This window comes from Microbispora sp. H10836 (assembly GCF_012999525.1).
GTDB lineage: Bacteria > Actinomycetota > Actinomycetes > Streptosporangiales > Streptosporangiaceae > Microbispora.
Genome location: NZ_JABBWU010000002.1, coordinates 379,777 through 397,788, shown reverse-complemented (window position 1 = coordinate 397,788; position 18,012 = coordinate 379,777). Strand labels below are relative to the sequence as shown.

At 71.7% G+C, this 18,012-nt stretch carries 22 protein-coding genes; 9 read left to right on the top strand and 13 right to left on the bottom strand.

Going from position 1 to position 18,012, the window contains the following annotated elements; translation table 11 throughout:
- Positions 1 to 13 precede the first annotated feature (13 nt).
- The 5 genes from aroQ to HHX30_RS06540 form a co-directional block, all read right to left on the bottom strand.
- On the bottom strand, positions 14 to 448 hold the full coding sequence (gene aroQ, locus HHX30_RS06560) for a type II 3-dehydroquinate dehydratase (protein ID WP_169980397.1): 435 nt from the start codon (positions 446 to 448) through the stop codon (positions 14 to 16).
- The gene (gene aroB, locus HHX30_RS06555; RefSeq protein WP_169980395.1) at positions 445 to 1,521 is read right to left on the bottom strand and encodes a 3-dehydroquinate synthase; all 1,077 of its coding nucleotides are present in this window, start codon (positions 1,519 to 1,521) and stop codon (positions 445 to 447) included. The genes aroQ and aroB overlap by 4 nt, the downstream gene beginning before the upstream one ends.
- Entirely contained in the window at positions 1,518 to 2,030 is a 513-nt protein-coding gene (locus HHX30_RS06550; RefSeq protein ID WP_169980393.1) for a shikimate kinase, read from the bottom strand. Before HHX30_RS06550 ends, aroB begins: the two co-directional genes overlap by 4 nt.
- A gap of 14 nt (positions 2,031 to 2,044) precedes the next feature.
- The gene (gene aroC / locus HHX30_RS06545) at positions 2,045 to 3,223 is read right to left on the bottom strand and encodes a chorismate synthase (RefSeq protein ID WP_211591644.1); all 1,179 of its coding nucleotides are present in this window, start codon (positions 3,221 to 3,223) and stop codon (positions 2,045 to 2,047) included.
- Between the two features lie 92 nt (positions 3,224 to 3,315).
- Positions 3,316 to 3,978: an A24 family peptidase gene (locus tag HHX30_RS06540; protein ID WP_169980391.1), complete on the bottom strand. Its 663-nt coding sequence runs from the start codon at positions 3,976 to 3,978 to the stop codon at positions 3,316 to 3,318.
- 196 nt (positions 3,979 to 4,174) lie between these two features.
- On the opposite strand from HHX30_RS06540, the gene HHX30_RS06535 reads away from it, so the two are divergent.
- Positions 4,175 to 4,414 carry a hypothetical protein gene (locus HHX30_RS06535; protein WP_169980390.1) on the top strand — a complete coding sequence of 80 codons (240 nt, stop codon included), beginning with the start codon at positions 4,175 to 4,177 and terminating at the stop codon, positions 4,412 to 4,414.
- Between the two features lie 13 nt (positions 4,415 to 4,427).
- Here the strand turns inward: HHX30_RS06535 and HHX30_RS06530 are convergent, their stop codons facing one another.
- The 3 genes from HHX30_RS06530 to HHX30_RS06520 are packed head-to-tail and all read right to left on the bottom strand — an operon-like array spanning position 4,428 to position 7,100.
- Positions 4,428 to 5,009 (bottom strand): SseB family protein, encoded by a 582-nt coding sequence (locus tag HHX30_RS06530; protein WP_169980388.1) that lies wholly within the window; start codon positions 5,007 to 5,009, stop codon positions 4,428 to 4,430.
- Between the two features lie 49 nt (positions 5,010 to 5,058).
- Positions 5,059 to 6,165: a ring-opening amidohydrolase gene (locus HHX30_RS06525; RefSeq protein WP_169980386.1), complete on the bottom strand. Its 1,107-nt coding sequence runs from the start codon at positions 6,163 to 6,165 to the stop codon at positions 5,059 to 5,061.
- Positions 6,165 to 7,100, bottom strand: coding sequence for a carbamate kinase (locus tag HHX30_RS06520; RefSeq protein WP_311922140.1), 936 nt, complete (start codon positions 7,098 to 7,100; stop codon positions 6,165 to 6,167). Before HHX30_RS06520 ends, HHX30_RS06525 begins: the two co-directional genes overlap by 1 nt.
- 236 nt (positions 7,101 to 7,336) lie before the next feature.
- Between HHX30_RS06520 and HHX30_RS06515 the strand changes: the two genes are divergently transcribed.
- Positions 7,337 to 7,969, top strand: coding sequence for a TMEM175 family protein (locus tag HHX30_RS06515; protein WP_169980384.1), 633 nt, complete (start codon positions 7,337 to 7,339; stop codon positions 7,967 to 7,969).
- On the opposite strand, the gene HHX30_RS06510 is transcribed toward HHX30_RS06515, so the two are convergent.
- The 3 genes from HHX30_RS06510 to HHX30_RS06500 all read right to left on the bottom strand — a co-directional run bounded on the left by HHX30_RS06510 (position 7,956) and on the right by HHX30_RS06500 (position 9,788).
- Entirely contained in the window at positions 7,956 to 8,333 is a 378-nt protein-coding gene (locus tag HHX30_RS06510; protein ID WP_169980382.1) for a type II toxin-antitoxin system death-on-curing family toxin, read from the bottom strand. The two genes, HHX30_RS06515 and HHX30_RS06510, sit on opposite strands and share 14 nt — an antisense overlap.
- The gene (locus tag HHX30_RS06505; protein WP_169980380.1) at positions 8,330 to 8,533 is read right to left on the bottom strand and encodes a ribbon-helix-helix protein, CopG family; all 204 of its coding nucleotides are present in this window, start codon (positions 8,531 to 8,533) and stop codon (positions 8,330 to 8,332) included. The genes HHX30_RS06510 and HHX30_RS06505 overlap by 4 nt, the downstream gene beginning before the upstream one ends.
- 85 nt (positions 8,534 to 8,618) lie before the next feature.
- Positions 8,619 to 9,788, bottom strand: a complete 1,170-nt coding sequence (locus HHX30_RS06500) for a pyridoxal phosphate-dependent aminotransferase (protein WP_169980378.1) — start codon at positions 9,786 to 9,788, stop codon at positions 8,619 to 8,621.
- Positions 9,789 to 10,205: 417 nt separating this feature from the next.
- Between HHX30_RS06500 and HHX30_RS42540 the strand changes: the two genes are divergently transcribed.
- The 7 genes from HHX30_RS42540 to HHX30_RS06470 all read left to right on the top strand — a co-directional run bounded on the left by HHX30_RS42540 (position 10,206) and on the right by HHX30_RS06470 (position 17,612).
- Positions 10,206 to 10,337: a hypothetical protein gene (locus HHX30_RS42540; RefSeq protein ID WP_283246690.1), complete on the top strand. Its 132-nt coding sequence runs from the start codon at positions 10,206 to 10,208 to the stop codon at positions 10,335 to 10,337.
- 343 nt (positions 10,338 to 10,680) lie between these two features.
- A complete protein-coding gene (fxsT, locus tag HHX30_RS06495) occupies positions 10,681 to 14,607 on the top strand; it encodes an FxSxx-COOH system tetratricopeptide repeat protein (RefSeq protein ID WP_169980376.1) in 3,927 nt (1,308 codons plus the stop codon).
- 140 nt (positions 14,608 to 14,747) lie between these two features.
- A complete protein-coding gene (locus HHX30_RS06490) occupies positions 14,748 to 14,891 on the top strand; it encodes a hypothetical protein (protein ID WP_211591642.1) in 144 nt (47 codons plus the stop codon).
- Positions 14,892 to 14,917: 26 nt separating this feature from the next.
- Positions 14,918 to 15,961, top strand: a complete 1,044-nt coding sequence (locus HHX30_RS06485; protein WP_211591641.1) for a DUF418 domain-containing protein — start codon at positions 14,918 to 14,920, stop codon at positions 15,959 to 15,961.
- Positions 15,891 to 16,682 carry a carbon-nitrogen hydrolase family protein gene (locus HHX30_RS06480; protein ID WP_169980372.1) on the top strand — a complete coding sequence of 264 codons (792 nt, stop codon included), beginning with the start codon at positions 15,891 to 15,893 and terminating at the stop codon, positions 16,680 to 16,682. Before HHX30_RS06485 ends, HHX30_RS06480 begins: the two co-directional genes overlap by 71 nt.
- Positions 16,683 to 16,692: 10 nt before the next feature.
- Positions 16,693 to 17,151, top strand: coding sequence for a hypothetical protein (locus HHX30_RS06475; RefSeq protein WP_249349723.1), 459 nt, complete (start codon positions 16,693 to 16,695; stop codon positions 17,149 to 17,151).
- On the top strand, positions 17,148 to 17,612 hold the full coding sequence (locus HHX30_RS06470) for a hypothetical protein (protein WP_169980371.1): 465 nt from the start codon (positions 17,148 to 17,150) through the stop codon (positions 17,610 to 17,612). Before HHX30_RS06475 ends, HHX30_RS06470 begins: the two co-directional genes overlap by 4 nt.
- Here the strand turns inward: HHX30_RS06470 and HHX30_RS06465 are convergent.
- Both HHX30_RS06465 and HHX30_RS06460 read right to left on the bottom strand, forming a co-directional pair.
- Positions 17,579 to 17,746, bottom strand: coding sequence for a hypothetical protein (locus tag HHX30_RS06465; RefSeq protein ID WP_169980369.1), 168 nt, complete (start codon positions 17,744 to 17,746; stop codon positions 17,579 to 17,581). The genes HHX30_RS06470 and HHX30_RS06465 overlap by 34 nt on opposite strands.
- A 69-nt stretch (positions 17,747 to 17,815) precedes the next feature.
- A complete protein-coding gene (locus HHX30_RS06460; RefSeq protein WP_169980367.1) occupies positions 17,816 to 17,971 on the bottom strand; it encodes a hypothetical protein in 156 nt (51 codons plus the stop codon).
- Positions 17,972 to 18,012: the final 41 nt, after the last annotated feature.

Below are 18,012 nucleotides of genomic sequence, written 5' to 3'. Positions count from 1 at the left end.
ATCCCTTCTTTCGTCACTCGCCCATGTCCGCGATCGCGCGCAGCGCGAGCTCGTACGACCGCATGCCGAACCCCGCGATCGTCCCGGTGGCCACGGCCGCCACGACCGAGGTGTGGCGGAACTCCTCCCGCGCGTTCGGGTTGGAGATGTGCACCTCGACCAGCGGGGCCGTACGCTGCGCGATCGCGTCGCGCAACGCGTACGAATAGTGGGTGAAGGCGGCGGGGTTGAGGACCACGGGGGTCCTGCTGTCGGCCGCCTCGTGGATCCAGCTCACCAGCTCGGCCTCGTCGTCGGTCTGCCTGACCTCGACCGACAGGCCCAGCTCGCGGCCGGTCTCGCGGCACAGGACCGCCAGGTCGTCGAAGGTCTGCGCGCCGTAGACGTCGGGCTCCCGGCTGCCGAGACGGCCCAGGTTGGGCCCGTTCAGGACGAGCACCTGCCTCATCGGGCGACCTCCCGGTACGCCGCTTCGAGCAGCTCCTCCGACGGGTTCTCCAGACGGGCGGGCCTGCCGATGTCGTCGAGCACGACGAAACGCAGCACCGCTCCCCTGGCCTTCTTGTCCACCCGCATGTGGTCACGCAGGCGCGGCCAGGCATCGGCGCGGTAGGAGGTGGGCAGCCCGACCGACTCCAGGATGGAGCGCGTACGGTCCACGACGTCGCGCCCGACGCGGCCGTCGAGCCGGGACAGCTCGGCGGCGTAGACGAGTCCGATGGCCACGGCCTCGCCGTGCCTGATGCGGTAGTCCTCGACCCGCTCGATCGCGTGACCGAGGGTGTGGCCGTAGTTCAGGATCTCCCGCAGGCCGCTCTCGCGCAGGTCCGCCCCGACGACGTCGGCCTTCACCCTGATCTTGCGCTCGACCAGCTCGCGGGTGTGCTCGCCCTCGGGGGTGCGGGCGGCGGCGGGGTCGTCCTCGATCAGCATGAGGATCGTCGGGTCGGCGATGAACCCGCCCTTGATGATCTCGGCGAGGCCCGCGACGTAGTCGTCGCGCGGGACGCTCGCCAGCGTGGCAAGGTCGCACAGCACACCCCTGGGCGGGTGGAAGGACCCGACGAGGTTCTTGCCCTCCGGGGTGTTGATGCCGGTCTTGCCGCCGACCGCCGCGTCCACCATGGCCAGCAGCGTGGTCGGCACCTGCACCACCTGGACGCCGCGCAGCCACGTCGCGGCCGCGAAACCGGCCAGGTCGGTCGTCGCTCCGCCACCGACGCCGACGACCGCGTCGGAACGCGTGATGCCGTATCGCCCGAACGCCGACCACAGCTCGGCCGCCACGTGGACGGTCTTGGCCTCCTCGCCGTCCGGCACGGGCAGGGCGACGACCTCCAGCCCGGCGCCCTCGAGCGTCTCGCGGACCGGCCTGGCGATCTCGGGAAGCCCGGCGGGGTGGATCACGGCGACGGTGCGCACCTTCGCGTCCAGCAGGCCGGGCAGCTCGGCCAGCACGTCGGTGCCGACGACGACGTCGTAGGGGCTGTCGCCCCGCACGGTGATGCGCGTCGCGGTCACAGCGCCGCCTCGATGTCGGTCGCCACGTCCTCGGGCTCGCGGCCGTCGGTGGCGACGGTGATCGCGGCGAGGCTCTCATAGATCGGGCGGCGCTGCTCCATCAGCTGCCTGAGACGGCTGCGCGGGTTGAGCACCAGCAGCGGCCGGGCCGAGGCGAGCCCGACCCGCTTGACCGCCTGGTCGAGCCCGACCTGGAGATACACGACCCGGTGGCCGGCCAGCAGCTTCTGCGTGTGCTCGTGCAGGATCGCGCCGCCGCCCAGCGAGAGCACGCCGGGGTGGGTCTCCAGCGCGTCGCGCACGGCCTGCGCCTCCAGCTCGCGGAACCGCTCCTCGCCGTCCTCCACGAACACGTCGCTGACGCTCTTGCCGGCGACGGCCTCGACGTCGGCGTCGGTGTCGCGGAACGGCAGGCCGAGGCGGTCCGCGAGGATTCGCCCGACCGTGGACTTGCCCGAGCCGGGCGGGCCGATGAGGACCGCGGCGGGGCCTTGTGGCGCCGATTGCATGATCACAAACCCTATTACTTGATGACCAGGGACGACAGGTAGCCCGCCAGGTTGCGCGCGACCTCTTCCACGGAGTCGCCGCCGAACTTCTCGACGGCCGCGTCCGCGAGCACGAGCGCCACCATCGCCTCGGCGACGATCGCGGCGGCCGGGACCGCGCAGACGTCCGAGCGCTCGTGGTGCGCCTTGGCCGGCTCGCCGGTCAGCACGTCGACCGTGGCGAGCGCGCGGGGCACGGTGGAGATGGGCTTCATCGCGGCGCTGACCCGCAGCGGCTCACCGTTGGTCATGCCGCCCTCGACGCCGCCGGCCCGGTTGGTCATGCGGCGCACACCCTCGGGGGTGTTCTCGATCTCGTCGTGCGCCCGCGAGCCGGGGCGGCGGGCCGTCTCGAAGCCGTCGCCGACCGCGACCCCCTTGATCGCCTGGATGCCCATGAGTGCCGCGGCGAGACGGGCGTCGAGGCGGCGGTCCCAGTGGGTGTAGCTGCCGAGGCCCGGCGGCAGGCCGTAGACGACGACCTCGACCACACCGCCGAGAGTGTCGCCGTCCTTGTGCGCCTTGTCGATCTCGGCGACCATCGCCGCGCTCGCGGCCGGGTCGACGCAGCGCACCGGGTCGGCGTCCACCGCCTCCATGTCGCCGGGGCCGGGCAGCACGTCGCTGGGCGCGCTCGCCTCGCCGATGGAGACCACGTGACTGACGATGTCGACACCGAGCGCCTGCTTGAGGAAGGAGCGGGCGACCTGTCCGAGCGCCACCCGGGCGGCGGTCTCCCGCGCGCTGGCCCGGTCGAGCACCGGCCGGGCGTCGTCGAAGCCGTACTTCTGCATGCCGGCGAGGTCCGCGTGGCCGGGGCGGGGGCGCGAGCGCGGCGCGTTGCGCGCCTGGCCCTCCAGCACCGCCGGGTCCACCGGGTCGGCGGCCATGACGGTCTCCCACTTCGGCCACTCGGTGTTGCCGATGCGGATCGCGACGGGCGATCCGAGCGTGCGGCCGTGCCGTACGCCGCCGGAGATCGTCACCACGTCCTGCTCGAACTTCATCCGTGCCCCCCGGCCGTATCCGAGACGGCGGCGGCGCAGCGCCTCGGCGAGGTCGGCGGTGGTCACCTCCACACCGGCGGGCAGGCCTTCCAGGATCGCGAGAAGCTCGGGGCCGTGTGACTCCCCGGCGGTCAACCAGCGCAGCATGGTGACAAGTCTTCCATGTGCGTCCCAGTGCGCCGCCCCCTGACACCCCCTTGACCATCCACGGGTGCCCCGAAGCCGGGAAACGGCCCGTCCTATATATCCGGAAAAGCCAGCGCCACGAGCATGCCCGCGAGCATGAACGGGCCGAACGGGAACTCGGTCGTGCGGGTGGCCCTGCGCGCCAGGAGCAGCCCCACGGCGTACAGCGCGCCGAGGACCTGGCCCGCCATCCCGGCGACGATCGTGGCCTGCACGCCGAGCGCCCCGGTGAGCAGTCCGATCAGCCCGGCCAGCTTCACGTCGCCGAGCCCGAGGCCCGTGGGGCGGGCGAACCACAGCACGGCGTAGACCGCGCCGAGCGCGCAGCCCGACGCCACCGCCGGCAGCAGGCGGCCCGACGGCGCGAGCAGGACCAGCAGGATCGGGTACGACGGCAGCGTGATCGCGTCGGGCAGTCGCCAGGTCCGCCGGTCGATCTCCGCGAGGGCGGCCCCCGCGAGAACCGCGTACAGCCACGCGGCGAGCACCCAGCCGTCGTGGACGCGCCAGGCCACCAGCGCCGCGGCCAGCGCGGTCGCGCCCTCGAGCACGTACGGCGGGCGGGGCAGCGGCACGGCGCGGGCCGCCGCGGCGAACGCCGGCAGCACCTCCCCGCGGCGGTCGTCCGGCTCGGGGCCGAACCCGGCGGCGAGGGCACGGGCGTAGGCCCCCGCGATCAGGCCGAGGACGGCGGCGGTGAGGACGACGAGGGACACGCGGCCGACACTAACGCCCGCACGCCCCCCGTGACCCGTGGTGCGCGCTCCCCTGTGGACAGACCGCGCTTCTGCGGACGACCCCGCACCTGTGGACGATGGACCCGGCGCCGCTCGCCGTACCCCACGGCGAAAAGGCCGAAGCCAGTAGGCTGATCGCGAAAGCACTTCGCCGATGAGGCCGGAAGGACGGCGCATGACAGGGCCATCCCTGACCGTGCTGGCACCGATTCTCGTCCTGATCGCGGCGTTCGCGGTCGATGCGTGGGTCTACGCGGATGCCAAGGAGCACCTCAGGCGGGGCCACCCCGCGGTCTTCACCCTCGGGCCCGTCCGGATAGCGACGCCCGAGGCATGGTTTCTGGGATGCCTCATCATGTGGGTCGTCTTCTTCCCGCTCTACCTGACGGTCACCGGGCGCAATCCCTTCCGCTAGCGCATGGGCGGGGTCAGGCGCGGCGGCTCCACCAGCGGCGGCGCTTCTCCTCCGTTGCCCCCAGACGGTCGGCGCCGCCCAGACGGGCCACCGTGGCGCCCGGCACCTCGCGGGCGAGCCGGTCGACGGCGGAGGCGTCCCTCTTGGCCTCCTCCACCGTGGCGAGGGCCTGCAGCATGCCGCCCTCGATCACGAACGGGACCGGCCCGGCGACGTCCACGACCACGGCGGCGGCCCTTTCGTGCCGCGCCGCCTGGCAGACCTGCGGCGCGGTGGCCTGCACCGGCCGGGCGTCCGCGCGCCACCTGCGCATCGGCTCGGTCCCGGTGAAGGCGAGCACGGCCTCACGGCCGTCCTTGCCGACCAGTTTCGGGAGGGCCATCTCGCTCTCCTTCTCCTGGCGCAGGCCGTGCTCCCCCACTTCCGACTCGGTCAGCAGCGCGACCACGGGGACGAGCAGCCTGGTCCCGGCGAGCACCGCCAGGACGTCGGCCGCCGTCGCCGTCCCGGCCTGGAACGCCGACAGCGCCGCCGCGACCGGCGCGTCGGTGCCGCCGTCGTCGTCGGGGCGCAGGGGCTGCGGAATCGATGGCACGTCTCCCGACCCTACCCCCAACCCGGACAGCCCCCTCCGCACTACAAGATCACGCGAGGTCGGCGATGGCGATCACCGGGCCTCCGCCGGACGGGCCCTGGTGGACCGCCGCCACGGAGACGAACACGGCCGGGTCACCGGTCACGCTCGCCGCCACCCCGCCGACCGTCGCCTTGATCTGGCGGTGCCAGTGGACGTCGGAGTCGTCGAGCATGATGTTGCGCCGCCCGCGTACGCGGCCCGAAGGGTCCGCCTCGCACTTGATGAACAGGTTGACCAGCCGGTCGCCGAGATCGTGCGGGCGCGGACGCTCGGGCAGGTCGACGCCCGCGCTCCGGACGGCCTCCCAGATGCCGTCGGTGTCCAGTGCGTCCTTCATCACCGAGTGGCCGGCGCGGTAGCGCCCGCCGATCCCGCGTACGTTGCCCACGACGACGATCTGGGCCCGGTCGAGTTCGACGCCGCTGGAACACGACGCGACCGACGAGTAGAGCGACAGGTCCTTGTGGATCTGCTCGGCCGACGGCATCTCGATCTCCCCGAGCGCGACCGCGATGCCGAGCGCCGTGGTGGAGTTGGAGATGTCCATCGACTTCAGCGTGTCCTCGGTGACGACCGTCTGGCCGCGTTCCTTCGCGTCGGTGATCGTGGACAGCGTGAGCAGCGGCGTCTTGGTCTGCACGTAGTGGACGTCGGCCGGGTCGTCGATGCCGGCGATCTTCATCGCCTCGCGGACCCCGGCGGCCACCTTCTCGACCATCGCGGGCCTGCCGATGTCCTCGGGAAGGATCACCTCGCTCATCGCCACGCCGACGCTCACCCGAGGCTCGTCGGTCCGCACGGCCTTCGCCGGGTCGATCGTGGCGAAGATCGTCGCATGCGGGCTGAGCACGCCGTCGGTGCCGCCGGACCACACCAGGGGCACCTGCGCGACCTCCTCGGCGGTGCGGGTGCCCTTGCCCACGAGCACCTCGCGGAAGGCGCGGTCGGCGAGGATCCGCGTGTAGTCGTTCACGCCGCCGTTGCCCTCGGTCTTGCCGATCACGGCAAGCACGCGGTCGGCCTCGATCACGCCCTGGTCGATCAGCCTCGCCAGCCCGGAGGCGTCGGTGACGCTCTCGATGGGGACCTTCCGTACCTCGATCGGATCCGGCACTATGCCTCCACCCCTCTGTACACCCTTGTACCGATATTTCCTGACAGCGCGGCACCGATGTGGTGCAGCGAGGTGATCACCGCCCGTCCCCCGCCGCCCTCGGCGAAGCGCACGGCGGCCTCGACCTTGGGCCCCATGCTGCCCCCGGCGAAGTGACCGGCGGCCTGCAGCTCACGCAGGGCGGCGACCTCGATCTCCCCGATCGGGCGGGCATGGGGAGTGCCGAAGTCCACCATGGCGTTCGGCACGTCCGTCGCGATGACGAGGTCGGTGGCGCCGACGGCGGCGGCCAGCACGGCGGCGGCGAGGTCCTTGTCGATCACGGCCTCGACCCCGGTCAGCGTGCCGTCCGCGCCGCGCACGACCGGCACTCCCCCGCCTCCGGCGGCGACGACGGTGTATCCGGCCTCGATGAGCGCGACCGCGGCGGACGCGTCCAGGATCTCCACGGGACGCGGCGAGGCGACCACCCGCCGCCAGCCGCGCTCGAAGCGCCGCCAGGCCTGGCCGTGCTCCTCGAAGCGGCGCGCCTCGCCCTCCCCGAAATACCGTCCGATCGGCTTCACCGGGTCCTGGAACGCCGGATCGGCCGGGTCCACGAGCGTGCGGGTGACGACGGTCGCGACCCGCGCGTGCCCGAGTTCACGCTGCAGGGCGTTCATGACGAGCGTGCCGATGGTGCCCTGCGTCTGCGCCACGCACCAGTCGAGCGGCACCGGCGGCACGACGTGCGTGCTGAGCTGGTTCTTCAGCAGGATGTTGCCGACCTGGGGGCCGTTTCCGTGCGTGAGCACCACCTCGTGCCCGGCCCTGATGAGCGCCGCCACGTGGGCCATCGCCTCGCCGATCGCCCGATGCTGGTCGGCCGGGGACGCGCTCCCGTCGGGAGCCGTCATGGCGTTGCCGCCCAGTGCGATCAGTACGCGTCCGCCCACACCCGGAAACTATCCAGCCCCACCCGGGCCTTCATTGGCGAGTCTCGCCCACCCCTGCCACATCCATGGGCACATTTCACCAAGCTCGGCACCGGGCGGCGACGCCGTTCCCCCGCGAGGCAATGGAAGGCGGTCCGAGCGCGGAGGTTCGGCCGTCCGCGGCATCGGGCCGCCTCTCACCAAGAGTGACTTCTGTCACAATGCTCGCCACTGCCCCCCTTTTATTGGAGACACGCATGGCCACGCCTCAGGTGCGTCCCGGCCTCACCCACGAGCGCGTCGGCGTCTTCGCCGACGCCATCTTCGCGATCGCCATCACGCTGCTGGCCCTGGAGCTCCCGCGCCCGGAGGGTGAGGACTTCCAGCGGCTGGGGGCGTTCTTCGGCGACCACTTCGGCTCCTTCATGGCCTTCGCCATCGCCTTCCTGATGCTCTGGTTCGCCTGGCGGGCCCATCACACGCTGTTCGACCAGATCGAGCGGGTGTCCCAGCCGATGCTCCTGCTGCACATCCCGCTGTTGTTCTTCGTGGCCTTCCTGCCGTACACGACGTCGCTCTTCGGCGAGGCCAACGCCGGCCACCTCACGACGAGCGGCAAGGCCCTGGTGACCGGGATGTTCGCCGGCAACGAGGCCATCCTGCTGCTGTCCCAGGCCGCGCTGTTCACTCTGGTGCAGGCGCAGCGCCTGCACCGGCCGGACACCGACCTGCTCCGCCTGCGTGTCAACACCTGGGTCTACTGGGCCATCGGGATCTACTGGCTGCTGAGCGCGGTGGCGAGCGTATGGGCGGTCAACGTGGTGCCCTTCCTGTGGCTGGCGACCCCGCTCGTCGCCTTCGGCACGGTCCGGGTGCTCAAGAGGCGGTGAAGCCGCGCAACACGCTCGCGATCTCGTCGACCTCGGTGAGCTTCCCCGACGCGACCGCGATCACCAGGTCGTACGCCGAGTCGTCGTCCGTGTCCACTGCTACACCGTTGTAGGCGAGGAAGACCACGGTGGAGACCCAGGCCACTCGCTTGTTGCCGTCGATGAACGGATGGTTGATGGCCAGCGAGTGCAGCAACGCGGCGGCCTTAGCCAGGAGGTCGGGGTATGCCTCCTGGTCGAACATCCGGGCTTGGGGCCGGTGCACGGCCGAATCGAGCAGCCCGAGATCGCGAAGCTGGGGCGTGCCCTCAACGGCCAGTTCGGCCAGGTCCAGAACCTGCTCGACGGTCAGATAGCGGGTCACTGGGCGAGACGGTCGAGCACCGGCTTCCAGCGCCGCACCGCCTCGACACCCAGGCGGTGCACTTCCTCATCGGCGGCGTTCCGGGCGAGGTACTCCTCCACCGCGGCGACCACGATCTGCTGCATGCTCCGGCCTTCCTTCTCGGCGCGCCGCCGGAGGGCCTCGGTCTGCTCGTCGCTCAGGCGAAGCGTCATGGCCATGCCTCCATGGTACGGCGCGGTATCACGCTGATACCATCAACGGAGAGTATACGACCGGTGACGCTCCGCCATCAAACCGCTCGGTTCAGCTGACGCCGAGGCGGCGCAGGCGGGTCACCGCCTCGTCGATGACCTCGTCCCGCTTGCAGAAGGCGAACCGCAGGAAGTGCCGGCCCCGATCGGGGTGGTCGTAGAAGACCTGCGTGGGGATGGCGACCACCCCGGCCAGCTCGGGCAGCCGCCGCGCCAGCTCCAGCCCGTCCTCGAAGCCGAGCGGCCGTATGTCGGTCTGCACGAAGTAGGTGCCGGCGGGCCGGAGCACGTCGAAACCGGCCTCCGTCAAGCCCGCCACGAGGCGGTCCCGCTTGGCCTGCAGGGCCGTCCGCTGGGCCGCGACCCAGTCCATCTCCTCCCGCAGGGCGTACGCGACCGCGGCCTGCCAGGGGGCGTTCGCGGTGAAGGTGAGGAACTGCTTGACCGCCTGCACGGCGCCGGTGAGCGGCGCCGGGGCGCACACCCAGCCGGTCTTCCAGCCCGTGACGCTGAAGGTCTTGCCCGCCGAGGAGATCATGACCGTGCGCTCTCGCATACCGGGCAGCGTGGCGAGCGGCACGTGCTCGACGCCGTCGAAGGCGAGGTGCTCGTAGACCTCGTCGGTGACCGCGACCAGGTCATGCTCCCGGCACACGCGGGCCACGCACTCCAGTTCCTGCCGGGTGAACACGGTGCCGGTCGGGTTGTGCGGCGAGTTCACCAGGATCGCCCGGGTGCGGGGCGTGACCGCGGCCTCCAGCTCGGCCGGGTCGAAGGTGAACCTCCCCGCGTCGACCCGCAGCGTCACCGCCCTGCGTACGGCTCCCGCGAGCGCGACGGCCGCGGCGTAGGAGTCGTAGTACGGCTCGAACACGATCACCTCGTCGCCCGGCTCGCAGAGCGCGAGGACCGTCGCGGCGATCGCCTCGGTGGCGCCGACGGTGACGAGGACCTCCCCGTCGGGGTCGTAGGCGAGGCCGTACCACTGCTTGCGGTGCTCGGCGACCGCCTGGCGCAGCTCGGGGAGGCCCGGCCCGGGCGGGTACTGGTTGAGGCCGCTCCGCACGGCCTCGACCGCCCGCTCCAGCATGCGCTCCGGCCCGTCGGTGTCCGGGAAACCCTGGCCCAGGTTGATCGAGCCCGTCTCCACGGCCAGCTTCGTCATCGTGGCGAACACGGTCGTGCCGAACTCCCGCATCCGCCGCACCAGCGGCTCCCTCACGGCCCTCACCCTATCCGCGACCGCCGAGAGCCGGCACGCGCCAACGGGCGTCCCCGATGCGTCCAGCGATCATCCTTGGACGGCACAGGGGTGCGGTACGGGTGCGTGGCGCAGTCGACGTACGACGCACCTGGGCCCATACCAACGACGTGATGCCGGACGACCGTATTTCGCGGAGTGCGGCGCCGCGCCGGAGCGCACCGGAGAAAGAGATGGCTGCCCGAAACGAGGACGAGCAGAGGAATAATGCGACATTCCTGTCGATCCTGGAGCGGGAGCCTATAGTGAAGTGACCGGCGGAGCGCGGGAGGTGGGGTGGCCGGCACCTCGGGCGCTGGAGGCCGTCTCCCGTATTTCTTCATCGGTTACGCGCACACGCCTCGTACCCATCCCGGGGACGAGAACCCCAACCTTCTCATGGAAAAGCTCCGCAAGGAGCTGTGCCGGGAGAGCATGCAGCCCACACCCATGCCCGTTGGCGTTCCTCCGGGCGTCATGGACATCCTCCCGGGCGTCGAGTGGGACAAGCGCCCGGCCAAGAGCCAGTGATCGTTCCCGCGTTCCGGGTTCCGGATCCGGACTTCGAACTGCCGGATATGGTGAGAATTTATCCAATTCCATCATCCGGACCTCGGGACGCACTATCTCGAACGAGGCCTCCACGGCTTCATGAAGATCGAGAGATACCGCGACCATTACAAGTCCGCCGTGGATACGCCGTGCGGCTGGAATCCTTACCACCCCGAGGACCTCGGCCCGCCGGCGCCACCCTGCGCGCACCGCTGCCGACGAAGCCGGCGCGGCCGCTGCCGGGCACCGGCCGCCCGCGCAGGAGGACCGCGCACCCCGAGGATTTCGCGCCCGACGAGCCGCCAGGACGGAAGGGGAGGCAATGACCGAGTTCCGGGACGGCCACATCGTCACCTTCTACTCCTACAAGGGAGGGACGGGAAGGACGATGGCGCTGGCCAACACGGCCTGGATCCTCGCCTCCAACGGCCTCCGCGTGCTGGTCGTGGACTGGGACCTGGAGTCCCCCGGCCTGCACAAGTTCTTCCGGCCCTTTCTCGACGAAGAGTTGATCAGCGGCACGGCCGGCGTGATCGACCTGATCAGGGACTTCGCCTGGGCCGCGACCCGTTCCGGTCCGCGTCCCGCCGACTGGCACACCCGGTACGCGGACGTGGGACGGCACGCCGTATCGGTCGAGTGGCCCAACTTCCCCGACGGCGGCTCCCTCGACTTCCTGCCCGCCGGGCGGCAGAACCGCGACTACTCCTCGCTGGTGTCCACCTTCGACTGGGACGACTTCTACGAGCGGCTGGGCGGAGGGCAGTTCCTCGACGCCCTGCGGGGGGACATGCGGCGCGGCTACGACTACGTGCTCATCGACAGCCGCACCGGCCTGAGCGATATCGCCGACATCTGCACGGTCCACCTCCCCGACACCGTGGTGCCCTGTTTCACGCTCAGCGACCAGAGCATCGAGGGGGCCGCGCGGGTCGCGGCGGAGATCGCCGAACGGTGCCCCGACCGCCGCATCAGGATCCTGCCGATCCCCATGCGCGTGGACCACACGGAGAAGGAGAAGCTCGACGCGGGCCGGGCCTTCGCCCGCAGCCGGTTCGAGGGGTTCCCCAGCGGCGTCGGCCAGGACCAGGCCGGTAGTTACTGGGACGCCGTCGAGATCCCTTACAAGCCGTTCTACGCGTACGAGGAGACCCTGGCGACCTTCGGTGACCCGCCCGGCTCGCCCGGCTCGCTACTGGCCGCCTACGAGCGGCTCACGGGCGTCATCACCGGAGGCCGGGTCTCGTCCCTTCCTCCGCTCGACGAGGACCTGCGGCTGAGTTACCGGGAGCTGTTCGTCCGGCGCCGCCCGTCGCTGTCGAACGACGTCACCCTGAGCTACGCCTCAGAGGACCGGCTGTGGGCGGAGTGGATCGCCGCCGTGCTGACGCAGGCCGGCATCCGGGTCCGTACGCAGGGGGGCGAACGCGAGGACGACGAGAGCGGGCAGGCGCGGACGCCGGAGGCGGCGCGCCGCACGGTCGCGCTGCTGTCCCCTGCCTACCTGCGCTCACCGTGGGCCCAGGAGACCTGGCACGCCGCCGAGGGACCCGCGGCGTTGTCTCTCAACCTCCTTCCCGTCCGCGTGTCGGACGTCCGGGTCCCGCAGCCGTACGCCGATCCGCCCGCGCTGGACCTGTTCCGGCTGGACGAGCAGCACGCGGCCGCCGCGCTGCTGCGCGCCCTCGACCGCCCGGCGGGAACCGAGGCCACCGGGCGAGGAGCGACGCCGCGGTATCCCGGCATTCAGCCCGCCATCCTGAACCTGCCGGCCAGGAACGCCGCCTTCACCGGCCGGGGCGAGGTGCTGGAGCGGCTGCGGGACCAGCTGGTCCGCGGCAGCCAGGCCGCGGTGACCCAGGTGCTGGAGGGCCGCACCCAGGCCCTGTTCGGACTCGGCGGCGTGGGCAAGACCCAGCTGGCCATCGAGTACGCCCACCGTTTCATGAGCGACTACGACGTCGTGTGGTGGGTGTCGGCCGAACAGCCGGAACTGCTGAACGGCGCGATGGCCGATCTGGCCGAGCGGCTGGGCATCAGGATCGGCGACAACCTGGCGGAGGCGGCACTGGCGGCCAAGGACGCGTTGCGGCGCGGCGAGCCGTACGCCCGCTGGCTGCTCATCTTCGACAACGCCAACAGCGTGGATGACGTGCGGACCTACCTCCCCGGCGGCTCCGGCCACGTGCTGATCACGTCGCGCAGCCGGACCTGGTCCCAGATCGCCACGCCACTGGAGATCGACGTCTTCACCCGAGAGGAGAGCCTGGAGCACCTGCGGCGCCGGGTGGCCGATCTCGGCGACGACGACGCCGACCGGGTGGCGGCCGCGCTCGGCGACCTGCCGCTCGCCATCGAACAGGCCAGGGCGTGGCTGCAGGAGACCGGTATGAGCGTGGACGAGTACGTCGACAAGCTCTCCACGCGGCCCGTGCGGACGCTCGCGCTCGGGGACTCCCCGACCTACCCGACGCCTGTCGCCGCCACCTGGAACGTGTCGTTCCAGCGCCTGCGGGAGAAGTCACCCGCGGCGGTCCGGCTGCTCCAGCTGCTGGCCTTCTTCGCCGCGGAACCGGTGTCGCTGTCCATGCTGTACGGCGACGAGACCGTGCGCTGCCTGATCCCGTACGACGACTCGCTGCGCGAGAAGATCATGATCGGCCGGCTGGTACGTGAGCTGAACAGGTTCGCCCTCGCCGAGGTCGACCAGCGCAACAACTCGGTGCAGGTGCACAGACTGGTGCAGGCCGTGCTGCGCGACCAGATGGACGACGACGAGCGCGAGCGCACCGTCCACGAGGTGCACCGCATCCTCCTGGGCGCCCGCCCGCGCGAGGGCGACACCGACGACCCCGGCAACTGGCCGCGGTACGACGAGATCTGGCCGCACCTCGCCCCGTCCAACGCGGAGGACTGCGACGAGGAGCAGACCCGGCAGCTGCTGATCGACCGCGTGCGGTACCTGTATCGGCGGGGCGAGTTCGACCGGGCGCTGAACCTCGGCCGCCGCCTGGAGGAGCTGTGGATCAGGAAGCTCGGCGACTACGACCCGCAGACGCTCTACCTGCGGTTCCACATGGGGAACGTGCTGCGTTCCCAGGGCAGGTACCGCGAGGCGTGCGATCTCGACCGGGCGATCCTCGACGACCAGCGCCGGGTCCTGCCCGACCCGCACCCGCACACGTTGCAGACCGCGGGAAGCCTCGCGGTGGACCTGCGGGCTCTCGGTGAGCCGGCCGAGTCGCTGCGGATGGAGCAGGAGACCTACGCCCGCACCAAGGAGCTGTTCTTCGACGACCATCCGCGGGTCCTCGCGGCGGCCGGCAACCTGGCCGCCGCCCTGCGGCACGTCGGTGACTTCAGCGCCGCGCGCCGGCTCGACCAGGAAACCGCGGACAAACGCCGTGAGGTGCTCGGTCCCGCCCACCCCTTCACGCTCCTGTCCGAGACGAATCTCGCCCTCGACATCCGCGAGGCCGGCGAGTACGCGGAGTCGGCCGAGCTGCTGCGCGAGACGCTGAACAGCTACGCCGAGGTGTCCGGCCCCGAGCTCCCCGACACGCTGAACACGGCACGCAGCCTCGCCGTGTCGCTGCGGGAGACCGGCGCGCTCGCGGAGGCGCGGCGGCTCACCGAGACGACCTACGAGCGTTGTCTCCGGCGCTTCGGTCCCGACTCGCCCGAAACCGTCGCCTGCAAGCTGAGTCTGGCCTGCGACCTCGCCGCGGCGGGCGACAGGCGACGGGCGTTCGAGCTCGCCGCCGAAGTCAGGGCCGGCTATGAAAGCACACTGGGCGCGGACAACCCGTACACCCTGATCGCGGCCAACAACGTCACGATCTACCTGCGGCACCTCGGGGAGCCGGCCGAGAGCCGGGCGCTGGGCGCTCGGACCCTCGCGACGCTGCGGCGCAGGATCGGGCCCGATCACCCCTTCTCACTCGCCTGCGCCGTCAACGTGGCCAACGCGCTGGGAGACCTGCAGGAGCACGCCGAGGCCGAGACGCTGCTGCGGGACACCCTCGACCGGCTGCGCGCGGTTCTCGGGCCCAGCCACCCCACCACGCTGATCTGCGAGGCCGACCTGGCCGTGACCCTGCGCGACGTCAGGCGGACCGACGAGGCGCGGGTGCTGCGCGAGCCCCCGCTAGTCCAGCTCCGCCGGACCCTCGGGGAGGCGCACCCGGTCATCGCCGCGGTAACCGACTGGCGCCGCGTCGACCGGGAGCTGGAGCCCCTCCCCTGGTGACCGGGCCGCGCCGGGTGACCGGGCAGGCCTCAGCGATCAGTCCGTCCCGCAAGCTCTCGAGCGTCGGCTGCGCCTTCGCTCCCCCGTGTGGAGCCCGAGCTGCGTCTCTCCTTCAGGACCACGAGATCGAGCAACTTGCGATGATGGAGCAGGAACGGAGGCTGCGGGACCTGGTCGCCGACCGGGACGCGCTGTCGGCGCGGGGGTTCGGTGGCACGGCCGTCGTCTCGCACGCCCGCGAGCAGCAGATGCGCGTGCCGGTGCTCTGGCCGCCCGGCTCGTGAAGAAACCGACAAGGAGGGGCTGGAGGGTGAGCCTGACGGCAGACAGGATCCGGCGGGTGGACGCGCTGCGCGGGTTCGCCGTGTGCGGGATCATGCTCGTCAACGCGTGGCAGCAGACGGTGCGGCGGACACCGACCTCGCTGGACTGGGTGATGACGAACCTGTTCCAGAGCCGCTTCTACCCGATGTTCGCGTTCCTGTTCGGGCTGTCCTTCGCCCTGTTCCTGCGCTCGGCGCGGCGGCGCACGCGGCGGCCGCGCGTCGTCATGCTCCGGCGCCTGGCCGTGCTCGCCGTGCTGGGCGCGGCGCACATCCTGATCGACCCGGGCGAGGTGCTGCTGCCGTACGCGCTGCTGGGGGCGCTCGTCCTGCTCCCGGCGAGCCTCCTGCCCCGGTGGGTGGTGCTGTCGGCAGGCTGCGCCGCGCTGGTCGCCTCCGTGCTCGACTCCCATCCGTACGTGCTGATCACCGCGCTGTTCCTGCTCGGCCTGGCCGCCGCCCCGGGTGTGGAGGCGGGGAGAGGACCGACGCGCCTCGGCGGGGCGGACGGCCTGGGCAGCGGGCCGTTCCTCGCCGTGGTGTGCGGGGCGGCTGCCGTGCTCGCGGCCTGGCTGACCTGGTGGTGGAACCACGCGCCGCCCGGCGGCGGGGTCTACCAGGCGGCGGCGCTGTGCGGGGCGGTCGCGTACGCGGCGGCGTTCCTGCTGCTCGCCCGGCGCGCGACCCTGTTCGAAGCGCTGGGGCGGATGACGCTGACCAACTACGTGACGGGCACGACGGTGATCGTGGTGGCGATGCCGCTGCTGGAGGCCGACGGCACGGGGGCCGCCCTCGTGCTGCTCGCCGTCGTCACCGTCGCCGTGCAGGCGGTCTTCTGCCGGTGGTGGCTCGCCCGGCACCGGCACGGCCCGCTGGAGTGGGTGTGGCGCACGCTCACCTGGTGGGGCACTTCGCGGGGCACCTGGTGGGGTGTGGAGACGACCGGGCAGACTGTGGTCCGTGACCCGCGTAGCGCTGTGCCAGATCCCCGTCGACCACGACCCGGAGACCAATCTCGCGACCGTGCGTGACGCCCTCGCGCGGGCGCGGGGGGCGGACCTCGCCGTGTTCCCCGAAGCGACGCTCGCCCGGTTCGGCCCACGGATCGTCGAGACGGCCCAGCCGCTCGACGGCCCGTTCGTCACCGGCCTGGCCGAGGCCGCGCGCGAGCACGGCACCGCGGTCATCGCCGGCGTCTTCGAGCCCGCCGCGGACGGGAGGGTCTGGAACACCGCCGTCTGCGTGCGGGAGGACGGCTCGCTCGCCGCGGCCTACCGGAAGATCCACCTGTTCGACTCCTTCGGCGCCAAGGAGTCGAAACTGGTCGCGCCGGGGGACGCGCCGGCGGTGGTGGAGCTGGCGGGGCTCAGGATCGGCCTCATCACCTGTTACGACGTCCGCTTCCCCGAACTGGCCCGCGCGCTGGTCGACCGGGGCGCGGACACGTTCGCGGTGATCGCCGCCTGGGGCTCGGGGCCGCTGAAGGAGGACCACTGGACGACCCTCGTCCGGGCGAGGGCCATCGAGAACACCACCTGGACCATCGCGGTCGGTCAAGCGCCCAACCCCGCCATACCGGACGGGTTCGGTGTGGGCCGCAGCATGCTCGTCGACCCGATGGGGGTCGCCCGCCACGACCTGGGCACGGGCCCCGGCGTGCTGCTCGCGGAGATCGACGCGGCGTGGACCGAGACCGCGCGCGCCACCCTCCCCTCCCTCGAACACCGCCGGCTCGGAGTCGGCAGATCGTAAACTTGGCCCCATGAGCGAGCCGGGACGCAGGACGCGGATGCAGAAGGTGGTTCCGCCGCGGCTGCTCGTGCCGTACCTGTCGGGCCGGCGGACGATCATCTCCGGATACGTCTACCGCGAGCAGGACTGCGACCGCCTCACCACTCCCGCCGCGCTCGTCGAGGCCCTCGACCTGTGCTTCGACGGATCGGAGCTGACACCGGACGTGCCCGAGCTGTACATCATGCGCTGGGACGCGCGGGACATCGACACCTACGTCGTCCCGTACGGGCCGCACATGGGCGGTGATTGGAGCGATGCACCGCCCTTCACCGGGAACGGCTTCACCGCCTCGCGCGAGCAGGTGGTGCCGCAGTTCCACACGATGCCCATGCCGATCCCGGCCGGCGCGGAGATCGTGCACCTCACCGCGGCCGGGGAGCGCCTCTTCGCCGGGTACGACGGCCTGACCTGGCGGCCGGCGCGATGAGCGAGATCGAGCCGGTCGGCCTGGGATTCGTCGCCCGCTACCGCGACCGTGACTACGCCGCCGCGGTCGGGCCGGGCGGCGACGACGTGGTGCTGTTCAGCGAGACCCCGCAGGAGGGATTCACCGCCGTCGGCGGCTACTGGCGGCTGCGGGTGAACCGATCCACCCTGGAGCGGCTCACCCTGCTGCGCACGGTCGGCGCCTTCGGGGGCGAGCCGTGCCTCGTGCTCGACGAGGACGACGGCGGAGACGGCGGGGAGGGCGGCCTGCACATCGCCTACACGGGTCACAACGGGCTGAAGGCCGAGGCGCTCGGCTACTGGCTGGTGGACCACGGCGCGTACGAGGTGGTCGTGCCCCGCGACGAGGTGCACGCGATCCGGGTGGAGCGCGTGCCCGTGCCGCTCGCTCCTGACCGGGCGGACGGTCAGGAGACCACTCCGCAGCCCAGCGACCGGTAGCGGGCCAACCCGGCCGCCGTCCGCTTCGCCGCCGGGCGGTCCGGCGACCCCGCGTTCGTGCTCCCGGCTCCGGCGCGGGCGAGGCCCACGGCGTCCACGAGAGCGAATCGGGCACCCGCGTTCGGCCTGTTCACGGCGTCCGCACCCCCGCTCGGCCGGCCGGGACGTCGTAGTCCTGGCGCGGCCCGGGGGTCACGGACACGTCAGCGGTGGGTGCGATGGCCGCGCCACTGGTCCATCAGCCGGCGCAGTCGCTGCCGGTTCTCCGGATCACGCGTCATGGTCTTGGCCTTCTCGACGTTCTCCCGGCCCTTGGGACTCTGCAGGTACTCCCTGATGCGCTGGACGATAGATGCCATTTGTAACTCACCATCCCTTTTGTGCCGTCATTGAACGGCTA